The 14,470-nt window shown below is 67.4% G+C and carries 14 protein-coding genes; 7 read left to right on the forward strand and 7 right to left on the reverse strand.

Annotated features, from left to right (window positions below):
* Window position 1: 1 nt before the first annotated feature.
* Window positions 2–1,012: a cytochrome d ubiquinol oxidase subunit II gene (gene cydB, locus QCD70_RS07770; RefSeq protein ID WP_301214808.1), complete on the reverse strand. Its 1,011-nt coding sequence runs from the start codon at window positions 1,010–1,012 to the stop codon at window positions 2–4.
* 2 nt (window positions 1,013–1,014) lie between these two features.
* A complete protein-coding gene (locus QCD70_RS07775; RefSeq protein ID WP_301214810.1) occupies window positions 1,015–2,451 on the reverse strand; it encodes a cytochrome ubiquinol oxidase subunit I in 1,437 nt (478 codons plus the stop codon).
* A 96-nt stretch (window positions 2,452–2,547) separates the two neighbouring features.
* Between QCD70_RS07775 and QCD70_RS07780 the strand changes: the two genes are divergently transcribed.
* The 3 genes from QCD70_RS07780 to QCD70_RS07790 are packed head-to-tail and all read left to right on the forward strand — an operon-like array spanning window position 2,548 to window position 4,596.
* The gene (locus QCD70_RS07780; protein WP_301214812.1) at window positions 2,548–2,928 is read left to right on the forward strand and encodes a BlaI/MecI/CopY family transcriptional regulator; all 381 of its coding nucleotides are present in this window, start codon (window positions 2,548–2,550) and stop codon (window positions 2,926–2,928) included.
* A 2-nt stretch (window positions 2,929–2,930) separates the two neighbouring features.
* Complete coding sequence (locus QCD70_RS07785) at window positions 2,931–3,875, forward strand: M56 family metallopeptidase (RefSeq protein ID WP_301214814.1); 945 nt, start codon at window positions 2,931–2,933, stop codon at window positions 3,873–3,875.
* Window positions 3,876–3,924: 49 nt separating this feature from the next.
* On the forward strand, window positions 3,925–4,596 hold the full coding sequence (locus QCD70_RS07790; RefSeq protein WP_301214816.1) for a DedA family protein: 672 nt from the start codon (window positions 3,925–3,927) through the stop codon (window positions 4,594–4,596).
* A 52-nt stretch (window positions 4,597–4,648) separates the two neighbouring features.
* Here the strand turns inward: QCD70_RS07790 and QCD70_RS07795 are convergent, their stop codons facing one another.
* The 5 genes from QCD70_RS07795 to QCD70_RS07815 all read right to left on the reverse strand — a co-directional run bounded on the left by QCD70_RS07795 (window position 4,649) and on the right by QCD70_RS07815 (window position 8,636).
* Window positions 4,649–5,575, reverse strand: coding sequence for an ABC transporter substrate-binding protein (locus QCD70_RS07795; protein WP_301214818.1), 927 nt, complete (start codon window positions 5,573–5,575; stop codon window positions 4,649–4,651).
* Window positions 5,576–5,577: 2 nt separating this feature from the next.
* A complete protein-coding gene (locus tag QCD70_RS07800) occupies window positions 5,578–6,315 on the reverse strand; it encodes an ABC transporter permease (RefSeq protein WP_301214820.1) in 738 nt (245 codons plus the stop codon).
* Entirely contained in the window at window positions 6,312–6,998 is a 687-nt protein-coding gene (locus QCD70_RS07805) for an ABC transporter permease (RefSeq protein WP_301214822.1), read from the reverse strand. The genes QCD70_RS07800 and QCD70_RS07805 overlap by 4 nt, the downstream gene beginning before the upstream one ends.
* Window positions 6,995–7,840: an ABC transporter ATP-binding protein gene (locus QCD70_RS07810; RefSeq protein ID WP_301214824.1), complete on the reverse strand. Its 846-nt coding sequence runs from the start codon at window positions 7,838–7,840 to the stop codon at window positions 6,995–6,997. Before QCD70_RS07810 ends, QCD70_RS07805 begins: the two co-directional genes overlap by 4 nt.
* 136 nt (window positions 7,841–7,976) lie before the next feature.
* On the reverse strand, window positions 7,977–8,636 hold the full coding sequence (locus QCD70_RS07815; RefSeq protein ID WP_301214826.1) for a TetR/AcrR family transcriptional regulator: 660 nt from the start codon (window positions 8,634–8,636) through the stop codon (window positions 7,977–7,979).
* A gap of 67 nt (window positions 8,637–8,703) precedes the next feature.
* On the opposite strand from QCD70_RS07815, the gene QCD70_RS07820 reads away from it, so the two are divergent.
* The 4 genes from QCD70_RS07820 to QCD70_RS07835 all read left to right on the forward strand — a co-directional run bounded on the left by QCD70_RS07820 (window position 8,704) and on the right by QCD70_RS07835 (window position 14,464).
* Window positions 8,704–9,441 carry an SOS response-associated peptidase gene (locus QCD70_RS07820; protein WP_301214828.1) on the forward strand — a complete coding sequence of 246 codons (738 nt, stop codon included), beginning with the start codon at window positions 8,704–8,706 and terminating at the stop codon, window positions 9,439–9,441.
* An 88-nt stretch (window positions 9,442–9,529) separates the two neighbouring features.
* On the forward strand, window positions 9,530–10,546 hold the full coding sequence (locus QCD70_RS07825) for an App1 family protein (protein WP_301215278.1): 1,017 nt from the start codon (window positions 9,530–9,532) through the stop codon (window positions 10,544–10,546).
* Window positions 10,547–10,682: 136 nt separating this feature from the next.
* Window positions 10,683–11,009 (forward strand): DUF6504 family protein, encoded by a 327-nt coding sequence (locus QCD70_RS07830; protein WP_301214830.1) that lies wholly within the window; start codon window positions 10,683–10,685, stop codon window positions 11,007–11,009.
* Between the two features lie 5 nt (window positions 11,010–11,014).
* Window positions 11,015–14,464 (forward strand): DNA polymerase III subunit alpha, encoded by a 3,450-nt coding sequence (locus QCD70_RS07835; RefSeq protein ID WP_301214832.1) that lies wholly within the window; start codon window positions 11,015–11,017, stop codon window positions 14,462–14,464.
* The last annotated feature ends 6 nt before the right edge of the window (window positions 14,465–14,470 follow it).

Raw genomic sequence — 14,470 nt, forward strand, 5'->3', positions numbered from 1 at the left:
TCTAGTGTGCCGCCTGTGCACCCTCGATGTGCGCACGGGTCACCCGCTTGCGGAACACCCAGTAGGTCCAGCCCTGGTAGGCGAGGATCAGGGGAAGCGCGATGAGGGAGATCCAGCTCATCACCTGGAGGGTGTACGGCGTCGATGAGGCGTTCACGATATTCAGGCTGTTGGCGGGATCGTTCGACGCCGGCATCACATCGGGGAACAGCGACAGGAAGAGGCTCAGCACGGCGAACGCGACGGTCGCGGCCATCGAGGCGAAGGCTGCGCCCTCCCTGCCGCGGGAATTCGCGAGCACGGCTGCGATGAGGGTGACCGCGGCGACCGCCGACAGCACCGCGGAGAAGAAGCTGCCGTATGCCAGGGTCGTCCAGAGCAGGAAGGATGCCGCGACGACGATGGTCAGGATGCCGGATCGTGTCGCCAGTCTGCGCGCTCTCTGCCGCAGGGCGCCGTCCGTCTTGAGCGAGACGAAGATCGTTCCGTGGGTGAAGAACAGCAGCAGCGTGGTGAGGCCTGCGAGCAGCGCATACGGGTTCAGCAGGTCGAAGAAGGTACCTGTGTAGTTGAAACCGTCATCGAGGGGCACCCCGCGAATGATGTTGCCGAAGGCCACCCCCCACAGGAATGCGGGAACAGCCGAACCGATCACGATCATGGCGTCGAAGCGACGCTTCCACGAGGCCTCGGGCCGCTGGTGCCGGTACTCGAACGAGACGCCGCGCAGGATCAGCGACAGCAGGATCACCAGCAGGGCGAGGTAGAAGCCGGAGAACAGCGTGGCGTACCACTCGGGGAACGCCGCGAACATCGCGGCTCCGGCGACGATCAGCCACGTCTCGTTGAGATCCCAGATCGGCCCGATCGTGTTGATGATCACGCGGCGGTCGACATCGTCCTTGCCGAGGAAGGGGATGGACATGCCGACGCCGAAGTCGAAGCCGTCGAGAACGAAGTAGCCGATGAAGAGGAATGCGATGATTCCGAACCAGAGGGTGGGAAGGTCCATGGTCAGTACACCGTCGTTTCTACTCGGCGGACGCCGGTCTCCGGGTCGGGCTGCGGCAGATCGTCCGGACCCTTCTGGGCGGCCTTCTTGATGAGCTTGAACTCGACCACGGCGAGCGTGCCGTAGATCAGGGTGAAGGCGATCAGCGAGATCAGCACCTCGAGTCCTGAGACATTCGGCGACACTCCGTCGGCCGTCTTGAGCAGGCCGAAGACGAGCCAGGGCTGGCGGCCCATCTCGGTGAAGATCCAGCCCATGATCATGGCGCCGAGCGAGAGCGGGAACGCCCAGATCGCAGCCTTCCACACCCACTTCGACCAGCGGCCGGACAGGGTCTTGGCGCCGAAGACGCTCTTCTTGCGGGTCAGGACCAGTCCGACGAACGCGGTGAAGACGTGCAGCACGCCGAGGGCGATCATCCAGCGGAACGCCCAGTAGGTGACCCAGATGGTCGGCGTGTAGTCGCCGGGGCCGTATAGCTGCACATACTGGGCCTGCAGGTCGTTGATGCCCTCGACCGTGCCGTCGAACGTGTGCGTCGACAGGAATGAGAGCAGGTACGGGATGCGGATCGAGAACAGTTCGCTCGATCCGTCCGGCGTTCCGAGCGTGAAGATGCTGAACGAGGCGTCGGCTCCCGTCGACGTCGTGTACATCGCCTCGGCCGCCGCCATCTTCATGGGCTGGGTCTGCACCATGGCGAGGCCCAGCGAGTCGCCGGTGAAGACGGTGAGCGCTCCGGCGATCATCATCATCCACAGGCCGAACTTGAGGGCCGGTCGCATCGTGTCGAGGTGCTGGTTGCGTGAGAGGTGCCAGGCGGCCACCGTGACGATGAGGCCCGCAGCCACCATGAAACAGGCGAAGATCGTGTGCGGGAACGCCGCGAGCGCCACCTTGTTCGTGAGCAGGGCCCAGATGTCGGTCAGCTCTGCGCGCCCTTTCTCCTCGTTCATCTGGAAGCCGACCGGGTTCTGCATGAATGCGTTGGCCGCGATGATGAAGTAGGCCGAGAGAATGCTGCCGATGGTCGTCGCCCAGATCGTGGCGAGGTGCAGGCCCCGGGGAAGCTTGTCCCAGCCGAAGATCCACAGTCCGATGAACGTCGCCTCGAAGAAGAAGGCCAGCAGCCCCTCCATCGCCAGTGGCGCACCGAAGACGTCTCCGACGAATCTCGAATAGTCGGACCAGTTCATGCCGAACTGGAACTCCTGCACGATGCCCGTGACGACGCCCATGGCGAAGTTGATGAGGAAGAGCTTGCCGAAGAACTTCGTCAGTTGGAGGTACTTCTCCTTGTCGGTGCGAACCCACGCCGTCTGAAAGAGCGCGACGGTGAGCGCAAGGCCGATCGTGAGCGGCACGAACAAGAAGTGATACACCGTCGTGAGACCGAACTGCCAGCGCGACAGGAGAAGTGGATCGAGCCACTCGTTCATCTGGGATTCCCCTTCGGAAGTAGACTTCTACACAACGTAGAAATCCTTCTTCTACAGAGCGTAGAACATACTCGAACGAAAAGGTAGTCTGGATCCATGATCACTCTCGGCGTCCTCGAGCGTTCCGTCATGAACGCACTCTGGGAATCGCCCGACGGCCTCTCCGCACCCGAGCTCGGTGAACGACTGGTGGCCGCCGAGGCCCCGGCGAAACGACGCGAACTCGCCACCACCACCCTCCTCACCGTGCTTTCACGGCTCGAGAGCAAAGGGTTCGTCTCGCGCACCCGCGCCACGAGGCCGCACCGCTACCACGCGGTCAACTCGCGATCGGAGCACACGGCCGAGCTCATGCACGAGGTGCTGCAACTGGCACCCGATCGAGACGACGCGCTGGCCCGTTTCGTCGGAAGCGTCTCGCCGACCGAGGCCGAGACTCTTCGCCGACTGCTCGCATCCCGCGGCACCGGGAACTAGCCGTGCTCGGAGCCTGGACCGGGCTCGCGATCCTCGCCCTCGCCTTGGCGTGGCCCGTTCCCATCGCGCTGTCGAGGGCCGCGTGGCCCGCCCGCGCGCCCGGCACGGCACTCGCGCTCTGGCAGGCCATCGCGCTCGCCGGGGGCCTGTCGATGATCGGCGCCCTGCTCGCGTTCGGACTGACGCCGTTCGAGAACGACGCGGGCGTCGCATCCACCCTGCTGTCGGGCCACCTGCTCGACGGCCCCCTCCCCTCGCAGACCGGCGCACTGCAGATCGTCTCGCTGGCCGGAGCCGTGGTGCTCGGAGCCCATCTCGTGCTGAGCCTCGCCACGACCGCGGTCAGCACCGCGCGCGAGCGTCGGCGGCACAGGGCACTGATCGCCCTGCTGAGCTCTCCGGTGCAGGGCAGCCCGGGAACGCGCATGCTCGACTTCCCCGCCCCCGTGGCCTACTGCCTGCCCGGGGTGCGCTCGATCACCGTGCTCACCGAAGGGCTCGTGCGGGTTCTGGATGCCGCACAACTGCGCGCGGTGCTGGCCCACGAGCGGGCCCACCTGCGCCAGTACCATCACCTCGTGCTGCTCGCCTTCAAGGCGTGGAACATCGCCCTGCCCTGGTTTCCCATCGCGAATCGGGCCGAGAAGGCGGTCGCCACGCTCGTCGAGATGCTCGCCGACGACGACGCACGGCGCGAGGTCGACGATGCGTCCCTCGCCACGGCGATCGCGATCGTCGGGTCGCCCTGGCGCGACGGAGACCCGGCGTCTGCACCCGTCGCATCCGACGAGATCGTGCCCGAGGCCGACCCTGAGACGCTCGGGGCGCGGGTGTCACGCCTCATCTCCCCGCCGGGACCCCTCTCCCCCGCGGCCCGCGCGCTCGTGCTCGGCATGGGCGTCGCTCTCGTCGCGGCGCCGGTCGCCGTGCTCGTCACCCTGTTCTAGACCGGCGCATGCCCAGCCGCTATCGACGCCCAGGTCATAGGCTCGAGGCGTGAACGAGATTCTCAGCTGGATCCTGGACACGGTGTCGAGTGTCGACCCCGTCTGGCGCACCCTCATCGCCGGTGTCGCCATGCTTCTCGAGACGAGCATCCTGCTCGGTCTCATCGTGCCCGGAGACACCGTGCTGCTCGTCACGGCGACCGGTGTGCAGGGTCCCGTGCAGTATTTCGCTCTCGCCCTCGCATCGATTCTCGGCGCCCTCGCGGGCGAGAGCATCGGGTTCATGCTCGGTCGCTACTTCGGACCGCGCATCCGTCATTCCCGCCTCGGCAGGCGCATCGGCGAACGGCACTGGCAGCGCGCGGAGCGCTACCTCGATCGCCGCGGCGGCATCGCCGTGTTCCTGTCGCGCTTCCTGCCCGTGCTTCACTCGCTGATCCCCGTCACCGTGGGCATGAGCACGATGGCCTATCGACGCTTCATCGCGTGGACGCTGCCCGCATGCGTCCTCTGGTCGTTCGCCTACGTCACCGCCGGGTCGGCAGCCGCGGGCGGATACAGGGAACTGGCGGACCAACTGCACTTCGCCGGGTACATCTTCGTCGGGGTCATCGTGGTGTTCGTGATCGTGGTGATCGTGGTGAAGAAGCTCATCGCCCGCGGCGAGGAGCGGCACATGGACGACGCGCCCGAGAAGGAACCCGCGCCGGAACGGGAATGAGAACGGGCCCGCCGACCGAGGTCGACGGGCCCGTTCACTCAAAGATCGGCGACTAGAAGAGCTTCTTGTCGTCGAGCCAGGCCTTCGCGATGACCTCGGCGGACTTCTGGTCGTTGACGCTCTGCGAGTTGAGCTCGACCAGATCGTCTTCCGTCAGAGCCGCGCTGACCTTATTGATGATGTCGGCCGCCTTGTCGTCGACCTTGGTCGATGCGACGGGAACGACATTGTCGGCCACGAACAGTCCGTCGGGGTCGGTGAGGGCCACGAGGTTGTTGGACTTGATGTTGGGGTCGGCCGTGTAGATGTTGCCCAGCTGGATCGTGTTGTCGACGAGCGCTTTCACGGTCAGCGGTCCGCCGGAGTCCTCGATCGACTGGAACGTCGTATCGATGCCGTACTTCTCCTTCAGCGTGGCGGGACCGTAGGGACGGGTCTCGAGTTCGGCGTTGCCGCCGACGACGATCGGCGTCGTCACGTTCTTGAGCGACGCGATGTCGGTGAGGTTGTTCTCGGAGGCATAGGCCTCGGTGACCGTGTAGGAGTTCTGGTCGGACGCCTCCGACTTGTCGAGCACGCGAAGGCCCTCGGGCAGGGCCGACTCGAGCGCGGTGTAGACGTCGTCGCTCGTCGTGGCCGTCGTGTCGGGCTCGAGCGCCTGCAGCAGGCTGCCGGTGTACTCGGGGAACAGGTCGATCTTGCCGGCCTCGATCTCGGGCAGGTAGACCTCGCGCTGGCCGATGCGGAACTGGCGATCGACGGTGTAGTCGTTGGCCTCGAGCGCCTGGGCGTAGATCTCGGCGATGATCTCGCTCGAGTAGTAGTCCTGCGAACCGATGACGATGGAGTCGGTGCTGGCCGAGTCACTCGATCCGGCGTCCAGCGGATCGCTCGTTGCGCACCCTGCCAGTGCCACCACGGCACCGACCGCGATAACGCCTGCGGCGATCCGGCCCTTCCTAATGTTTGCTGTGAACATCGTTATTTCCTCTCTTCGGTGGGAGACCCCACCACCGCGACGCGTCGGGGTGACGACGTGCGGACATCTGTGTTCTGGTTCGCGACGACGCCGCGTGGTACGACCAACTTCTGGATGATCGCGAAGATTCCCTCGCTGAGCAATGCGAGCGCGATCACGAGAAGGGAACCCGCGAGCATCTGCGGATAGTCATTGGACTTCAGGCCCACGAAGATGAACCGTCCCAGCCCGCCGGCACCCACGTAGTCGGCGAGAGTCGCCGTCGCAATGATCTGCAAGGTCGCCGAGCGGAGGCCGCCGATCAACAACGGAAGGCCCAGCGGCACCTCGACCTTGCGCACGATCTGCCACTCCGTCATTCCGACAGCCCTGGCCGAGTCGATCGTGCGACGATCGATCGCCTCGAAACCGGAGTAGGCGCCGGCCAGGATCGGTGGGACCGCCAGCACCACCAGTGCGATAACGGGGGCCTCCACCCCGATTCCGAGCCAGAGCGCGAGAACGATGAGCAGTCCGAGGGTCGGGAGCGCCCTGAACCCACCGGTCAGGCTCACGGCGAGGCTCCGGCCGCGGCCGGTGTGGCCGATGAGGTATCCCAGCGGGATCGCGATCACGCTCGAGATCACCAGCACGACGAGACTGATCGTGAGGTGCTGCACGAGACGGATCGGGATACCGTTCGGTCCTCCGAGATGCGCGGGATCGAATATCCAGGCGAATGCCTCGACGAGGAGGTTCACGATGCGGCCGCCTCTGCGGTCAGACGTGCGCGGCGTGTCGAAGCGACGCGTGTCGCCCGCGTCCACGGCATGACCAGTCTGCCGATGAGCACGAGCACGGCGTCGATCAGCAGGGCCAGCGCGATGGTGGCGACCATGCCGGCCAACACCTCCGCCACGATGTTGCGCTGCAACCCGTCGGTGAAGAGCAGCCCGAGGCTCTTGATGCCGAGGACCGCGCCGACGGTCACCAGGCTGACGGTGCTGACCGCCACGACACGGATGCCGGCGAGCAGCACCGGCCCCGCCAACGGGAGATCGACCTTCCAGAAGCGCGTCCAGGGCGAGAATCCCATCGCGGTGGCCGACTGGCTGATGTCCGACGAGACCGAGCCGAGCGCATCCGACGTGGTGCGCACCATCAGCGCGATGCCGTAGAGGGTGAGCGCGACGACGACGTTGATCGAGTCCCTCGCGCCGGTTCCGAGGATGATCGGAAGAACGATGAGCAGGGGAAGCGACGGAATCGCGTACAGCAGGCCGAGCACGGTGAGCAGCACGCCGCGGCTCGGGCGGTAGCGGTTTGCCAGCCAGCCGAGCGGCACCGAGAGCACGAAGCTCAAGACGATGGGCGGGATGCTGAGGGCGAGATGCTCGAGGGTGCGCTGGCCGATGAGGGGCAGGTTCTCGATGATCCAGTTCATGCGGGTGCGTCTTTGCTGCCGCCGGTCGGGCCGTCCACCAGCACTCCGGCCGCGCGACCCTCGCTGTCGAGCACGATTTCGCGGCCGTCCCGCCGGTCGATGTGCAGCGCCCGCTTGCCCTTCGTCGCCCCGATGAAGTCGGCCACGAAGTCGTTCGCGGGGGCACTGAGGATCTCGGTGGGAGACCCCTTCTGCACGATGACGCCGCCCTTCTGCAGGATGACGACCTGGTCGCCCAGGAGGAAGGCCTCGTCGATGTCGTGGGTGACGAAGACGACGGTCTTGTCGAGTTCGCGCTGCAGGCGGATGAGCTCCTGCTGCAGTTCGGCGCGCACCAGGGGGTCGACCGCGCCGAAAGGCTCGTCCATGAGCAGGATGTTCGGGTCGGCCGCGAGCCCGCGCGCGACGCCCACACGCTGCTGCTGCCCGCCCGAGAGCTGGCTCGGGTAGCGGTTCGCGAGCGAACGATCGAGGCCGACCGTGTCGAGCAGCTCGAGTGCGCGTTCGTGAGCCTGCTTCTTCGGCACGCCGTTGAGCAGGGGCACGGTCGCCACGTTGTCGATGACCTTGCGGTGGGGCAGCAGGCCGGAATTCTGCATGACGTAACCGATGCGCCGACGGAGCTTCACCTTGTCGAGTCCGACGATGTCTTCGCCGTCGATCTCGATCGAGCCCGAAGTGCGGTCGATCATGCGGTTGATCATGCGGAGGATGGTGGTCTTGCCACAGCCCGAGGAGCCCACGAAGACCGTCGTCTTGCGCGAGGGGATGACGAGGCTGAAGTCATCGACGGCGAGTGTGCCGTCGGGGAACTGCTTCGACACCTGACGGAACTCGATCATGTCTTGGCCCGTTCGTCTGGCGCGCCCGAGTGCACGCGTGTATGACCAGCCAAACACGGAGCGCCGCGATAGGCAAAGCACACCCGTTGGGCATGACGAATTGTGTCCGGCAGGCTAAGGTGCAGCCGATCGCACGTCAGACGGTCTGAGAGTCGCTCTCGTAATGCCCCGTGAGGTAGTCGCGAACGATCTGCTCGCACTCGCCGATGATCGTCTCGTCGCCGGTGCCCCCGAGCATGAACGCGCGCACAAGAAGGGCGTCCATGACGGTGACCGCGATCTCGAGACGCGTGAGCAGGGCGGCGTCCTGCGGCATTCCGTAGTTGTCGACCAGCACGTCGCGCAGGGTCTGGGCGATGCGGTGCGACTTGATGCGCGACACGTCGGTCTCGGGAGAGGAGACGAGGTCGCCGAGACGGATGGAGGTGAAGCCCACCTCGCCACGGTGCATCGCCACGGAGGTGCCGATCGACACGACGACGGCGTCGACCCACCCGGCGGGCTTCTTCTCGGCCAGGTCTGCCTCGAACTGGCGGAGGAAGCGCTCGACGCTGCGCGTGCCGAGGGCGGTCAGCACCGCGATGCGGTCGGGGAAGTAGCGGTAGACGGTGCCGATGGATGCTTCGGCGCGATCGGCGACGAGGGCGGTCGTGAGGCGCTCGATGCCCACCTCGTCGACCACGGCCGCGGCGGCGTCGAGCAGGGCGGCGATGCGGTCGGAGCTGCGGGCCTGGATCGGCTCGTTGCGCACCTGCACGGCCTCGGCGCGGGTTTCCTCGAAGACGTTGTTAGGCACGGCGCCGATCCTTTCATAAGGGATGTCGTGATCATACTAGTTGGGCGGGGGCGGCAGAATAGAGCACATGTGTGGTCGTTTCGTCGTGTCTCGTGCAGCCGGTGACCTCGTCGCCCTCTTCGATGTCGATGTGGAGGGAGCGGACCTGCCGGAGCCGTCATGGAACGTCGCGCCGACCCAACGCGTCCCGGTGATCATCGACGCCGTCAACCGCGCCGCGGCGACCGACGAGAACGCCCCCGAGGTGCTGAGACGGCTGGAGGCGGCGCGCTGGGGACTGGTGCCGTCGTTCGCGACCGAGCCCACGGCATCCGCACCCCTGTTCAACGCGCGCATCGAGACGGCCGCCGAGAAACCGGCCTTCCGCGAGGCCGTCGTCTCGCGCCGTGCTGCGATCCCGGCCTCGGGATACTACGAGTGGCTGATCGCGCCCGACGGCGGCAAGACCCCGCAGTTCGTGTCGTCGAACGACGACGAGCCCATCCTCTTCGCGGGCCTGTACGAATGGTGGCGCAACCCGGCCGCTGCGGCCGACGACCCCGCGCGCTGGCTGCTGTCGACGACGATCCTCACCCGGGAGGGCGCCGGGCCGCTCGCCTCGCTGCACGAGAGGATGCCGGTGTTTCTCGAGCCGGGCCTCATGGAGGACTGGCTCGATCCGCGCACCGCCGGAGACGCACGGCTGCTGGCGGAGATCTCGCTCGCGGCCGAGGAACTCGCCGACGACATGGTGTTCCACACGGTGGGCACGGCCGTCGGCACGGTCGGCAACGACTCTCCCGAGCTCGTCCTTCCGGTGCACTGACCCCGACCCCCGAGGGGGATGCGTGCAACACTGGGGTGTGCGGAAAGCAGACAAGACACTCTCGGCCAAGCAGGGTGCCGAGGTCATCATGCACCGCGCGGCACGCATCGAAGACGCCGTGCACGAGTTCCGGCAGAAGCGTGCGCAGGCCAGCGGCAAGGTCCCCACGATCATCCCCTACGCGGGATACGGCTCGACCACGTGGCTCCGGGTGCTCGCCCGCGTGCTGCTCACGACGCCCGCTCGCCCGGGCTCGCGAGCGGATCGCAAGGCCCAGAAGCACATCGAGAGCGTCAGGGGATGGCGCAGCTTCACGAGCGTGCCGTTCGGCAACGTGCCGGTCACGATCCAGGCGGGCGGCCGCTCGCACACCGTCTCGGCCGACCGCGGCGGGGTCGTGGATGTCGTCATCGAGGTCGCGCTCGAGCCCGGCTGGCAGACGGTCACGATCGGAGCGGAGGGCGGCAAGACCGTCGAGGCCCCCGTGTTCGTGCTCGAGGACTCGACCCGCTTCGGCGTGGTGAGCGACATCGACGACACGGTGATGGTCACGGCGCTGCCGCGTCCGCTGCTCGCCGCATGGAACACCTTCGTGCTCGACGAGCACGCCCGAGTGCCCACGCCCGGCATGGCCGTGCTGCTCGAGCGCCTGACCACGGAGAACCCGGGCTCTCCCGTGATCTACCTCTCGACGGGCGCCTGGAACGTCGCCCCCACCCTCACGCGTTTCCTCTCGCGCAACCTCTACCCCGCGGGCCCGCTGCTGCTCACCGACTGGGGGCCGACCCACGACCGCTGGTTCCGGAGCGGGCGCGAACACAAGCGCGAGAATCTGCGCCGGCTCGCCCGGGAGTTCCCCGACGTGCGATGGCTGCTGATCGGCGACGACGGCCAGCACGACGAAGAGATCTACGCCGAGTTCACCACCGACTTCCCCCAGAACGTCGCCGCCGTCGCTATCCGGCAGCTCTCGAACAGCGAGGCCGTGCTGGCCGGCGGGCGCTCGAAAGACGAGGTGCACACCGAGCGCACCGGCGCGACCTGGGTCTATGCACCCGACGGCGCCGGCCTCTCGGCACAGCTCCACGACGCCGGCGTGCTCTGACGCTCTGCGACCACTGATCGTCTGCCGCCACTGACCGTCTGCCGCCACGCCGGTTCGACTGGCGCATGTCGGTGCTGCTTCGTACACTTCGAATATAGAAGATATATTCGAATGTCTCCCGAACGGAGAGCGGCCTATGAACATCGACGAACCCGTGAGCGTCGAGCTGTCCGACGACGGCTCCCCCGTGCGCTTCGTGTGGCGCGGTGTCGTCTACGGGGTCATCAGCGCGCCGGAACGCTGGTTCGCGCGGCGTCCCTGGTGGCAGCTCGACGCCCGGGCGCCGCGCGGCGCGGGTGACACACTGATCGATCGTGAGATGTGGAGGGTCGACGCCCTCCCCCTCACCGACGGCGCCTCGCGACTCGACGGCACGTTCGACCTCGGCCTGCACGCCGCCACCGGCGTCTGGAGCCTGAGCCGCGCATCCGACGACGTGCTCGACGCACAGCTCTTCGTCTGACGGCCATGGCCCGGTTCACCCATCTGCATGTCGCGTCGGCCTATTCCGCGCACTTCGGCACATCGCAGCCCGAGGCCCTCGTGGCCGCCGCGGTGCACGACGGCGCCGAGGCCGCGGCCATCACTGATCGAGACGGCCTCTACGGCGCGATCCGCCACGTGCGCGCCTGCCTCTCCGCGGGCATCGACGCGATCGTCGGCGTCGATCTCGCGCTGCTGCCCGAACGACGACGCGGTTCAGCCGACGTCGCCACGCCCTCCGCCGCGTCGCCGGCCCGCATCACCGTGCTCGCCCACGGCCAGAACTCCGGCGAGGGCTGGGCCGCGCTCTGTCGTCTCATCAGCGCCGCCCACAGCCCGGCCGCCGACGGCATGCCCCGGCAGCCGGGCGATGTCGGCGTGCAGAAGTCCAGGCCGGGCGGGTTCATCCTCGGCGAATCCGGCCCCGTCGCGACCGTGCTGCTCGGGCCCGACTCCGATGTGGCGCAGGCCGTCGCCGCCGCAGACCTCTCTCTGGCGGCGTCGCTCCTGGCCGAGTGGAAGCGCCTGCTGCCGGGAGCGCTCGCGGTCGAGATCGTCTGCCACCTCACCGAACCGGGCGACCGGGCGAGCATCCGCCATGCCGCGCGCCTGCTCGAGCTCGCCGACACGGTCGGCGTGCCCGCCGTGCTCAGCAACGCCGTGCGCTATCTGCAGCCCGACGACGCGGTCACGGGCGACGTGCTCGACGCGGCCGACAGGCTGCGCCCCCTCGGGGCCTTCCAGCCGCAGGCCAATGCCCAGGCCTGGCTCAAGCCCGCCGAGACCATGAGGCGGATCGCCCTGCTCGTCGTCGACCACTCGGCTCTGCCGCGGTCCGCCGCCGAACAACTGCTCTCCGCCACCGAGCGCCTCGCAGACGCCTGCCGGCTCGACCCGCACGCAGACCTGGCCTGGCGTCGTCCCAAGATCCCCTCCCCGGCCGTGCTCGGCATCGAGGGCGACCCGGTCGTCGAACTGCGCCGCCGCAGCGAGTCCGGGCTGCTCGAGCGCTATGCCGATGCGAAACCGAGCGAACTCGAATCACTGCGAACACGCCTCGACGACGAGCTCTCGACGATCGCGGGGTTCGGATTCGCCAGCTATTTCCTCACCGTGGCCGAGGTGTCGTCGCTGATGCGCTCCATGAAGGTGCGCAACCAGGCGCGCGGTTCCGGTGCGGGCAGCCTGGTGAACTACCTTCTGCGCATCTCGAATGTCGACCCCGCGCGGCACGATCTGCTGTTCGAGCGCTTTCTCGGCAACGCGAGGTCGACCCTGCCCGACATCGACATCGACGTCGAGTCCGCGCGGCGGCACGACATCTACCGGGCGATCTTCGATCGGTTCGGCCCGAACCGGGTCAGCCTCATGTCGATGCAGAACACCTACCGGGCACGGGGCGCGGCGCGCGACGCCGGGCTGGCCCTCGGGCTCGACGACGCCCAGATCGACCTCGTCGCCACCAACCTGTGGCGGTTCAACGCCCGCGACTTCCGCCAGGTGCTCACCGAGAAACCCGAGCTGCGCGAGATCGCCGCGCTCGTGAAGAACGACGCCCAGATCGACATGCTCGTCGACCTCACCGAACGGCTCGACCGTCTTCCCCGACACATCAGCATGCACCCGTGCGGCGTCATCCTCGGCAACGACGACCTGCTCAGCACGACCCCGGTGCAGCCGAGCGGCATGGGGCTTCCGATGAGCCAGTACGACAAGCACGACATGGATGACGCGGGCCTTCTGAAGCTCGACGTGCTCGGCGTGCGCATGCAGAGCTCCCTCGCCTATGCGGTATCCGAGATCCAGCGCATCCACGGCCGTCGCGCGGCCCATGCCGGCGGCCTTCCGGTCGACGCGCGCTACGTCAGCGCCGACGGCATCATCGAACTCGACGAGATCCCGCTCGACGACGAGCAGACGTTCGAGGCGATCCGAACCACCCGCACCCTCGGCATGTTCCAGATCGAGAGCCCGGGCCAACGCGAACTCATCGGCAAGATGCAGCCCACCGAGTTCGAAGACCTCATCGCCGACATCTCGCTGTTCAGACCCGGGCCGATGAAGGGCAACATGGTGGCCCCGTTCCTCGACGTGAAGCACGGCTTCGCCCAGCCGCAGTATCTGCACCCGTCGTTCAGACCCTTCCTCGAGAGCACCTACGGGGTCGTCATCTACCACGAGCAGATCCTGCGCATCTTCGCCCTGTGCATGCAGGTCACCCTCGCCGAGGGCGACGAGCTGCGGCGAACCATCGAGCATCCCGAGGCGCGGGTGGAGGAGCGGTTCCGGCTCGATACCGCCGCGAACGTCGACGCCACGGGTGTCCGCCGCTACGACGATGCAGCGATCGAACGCATCTGGGCCGTGCTCAAGGGCTTCGGCTCCTTCGGATTCTGCAAGGCCCACGGAGCCGCCTTCGCGCTGCCGACATTTCAGAGCGCCTGGCTGAAGACCCACTACCCGGCCGAATTCGTGGCCGCCCTGCTCACCCATGACCCGGGCATGTACCCGCGCCGGCTGCTGCTCGCCGAAGCCCGACGCATGGGCGTGCCCATCCTGCCCCTCGACGTCAGCGCCTCGCGCGACGTCTACAGGGTCGAGCGCATCGAGCCGCCCCGATCACACGGCGTGCTCGCCGATCCCGACGACGTGATCCTCGGAATCCGGCTGTCGCTCAGTGATGTGCACGGCATCAGCTCCGCAGAGCTCGACCGCATCCTCGCAGGCCAGCCCTACGCGGGCATCGGCGACTTCTACCAGCGGGCCGCGCCGTCGCGCGCGCTCCTCACCCGACTCGCCCTCGTCGGGGCGCTCGACTCGCTCGCAGCGCACGACGGCTCGTCGGGCGGTGCGCAGCCCACCCGCGGAGATGTGATGGCCCGGGTGCGCGAGCTGGTCGCCCGCGCCAGACGCCCGGCGACGCGCAACGCCCAGCCCACGCTGCCGATCTTCGTCGACGACCGCGAGCAGCTCACCGAGGCGAACCCCGAACCGAGCATGGTCGAGCGCGTCGCCACCGAACTCGACGTTCTGCAGATGGAGGTGAGCGAGCACGTGATCGAGAGCTACCGTCCCCTGCTCGACGAGCTGGGCGTGATCCCGGCGAGCGAGCTGCTCGGATGCTGGAACGGCACGACCGTGCTGGTGGCCGGCATCCGCGTGGCCACGCAGACACCGCCGATGCGCAGCGGCAAACGCGTCGTCTTCATCAGCCTCGACGACGGCTCCGGATGCTCGGACTCGACCTTCTTCGAGGAGGCACAAGACCGTGCGGGTGCGCTGCTGTTCGGCACGAAACTCATGGTGATCCAGGGCAAGACGAGGCGAACGGGTGAGCGCGGCATCTCCATCGAGGCGAGCAACGCCTGGGACCTCAAGGCACTCTGGGCGCAGTGGCAGCAGACCCAGCGCCATCAGGCGCGCGAAGCGTCGTAGTGCGGC

The sequence above is a fragment of the Agreia sp. PsM10 genome, assembly GCF_030433855.1.
Taxonomy (GTDB): Bacteria; Actinomycetota; Actinomycetes; order Actinomycetales; family Microbacteriaceae; genus Agreia.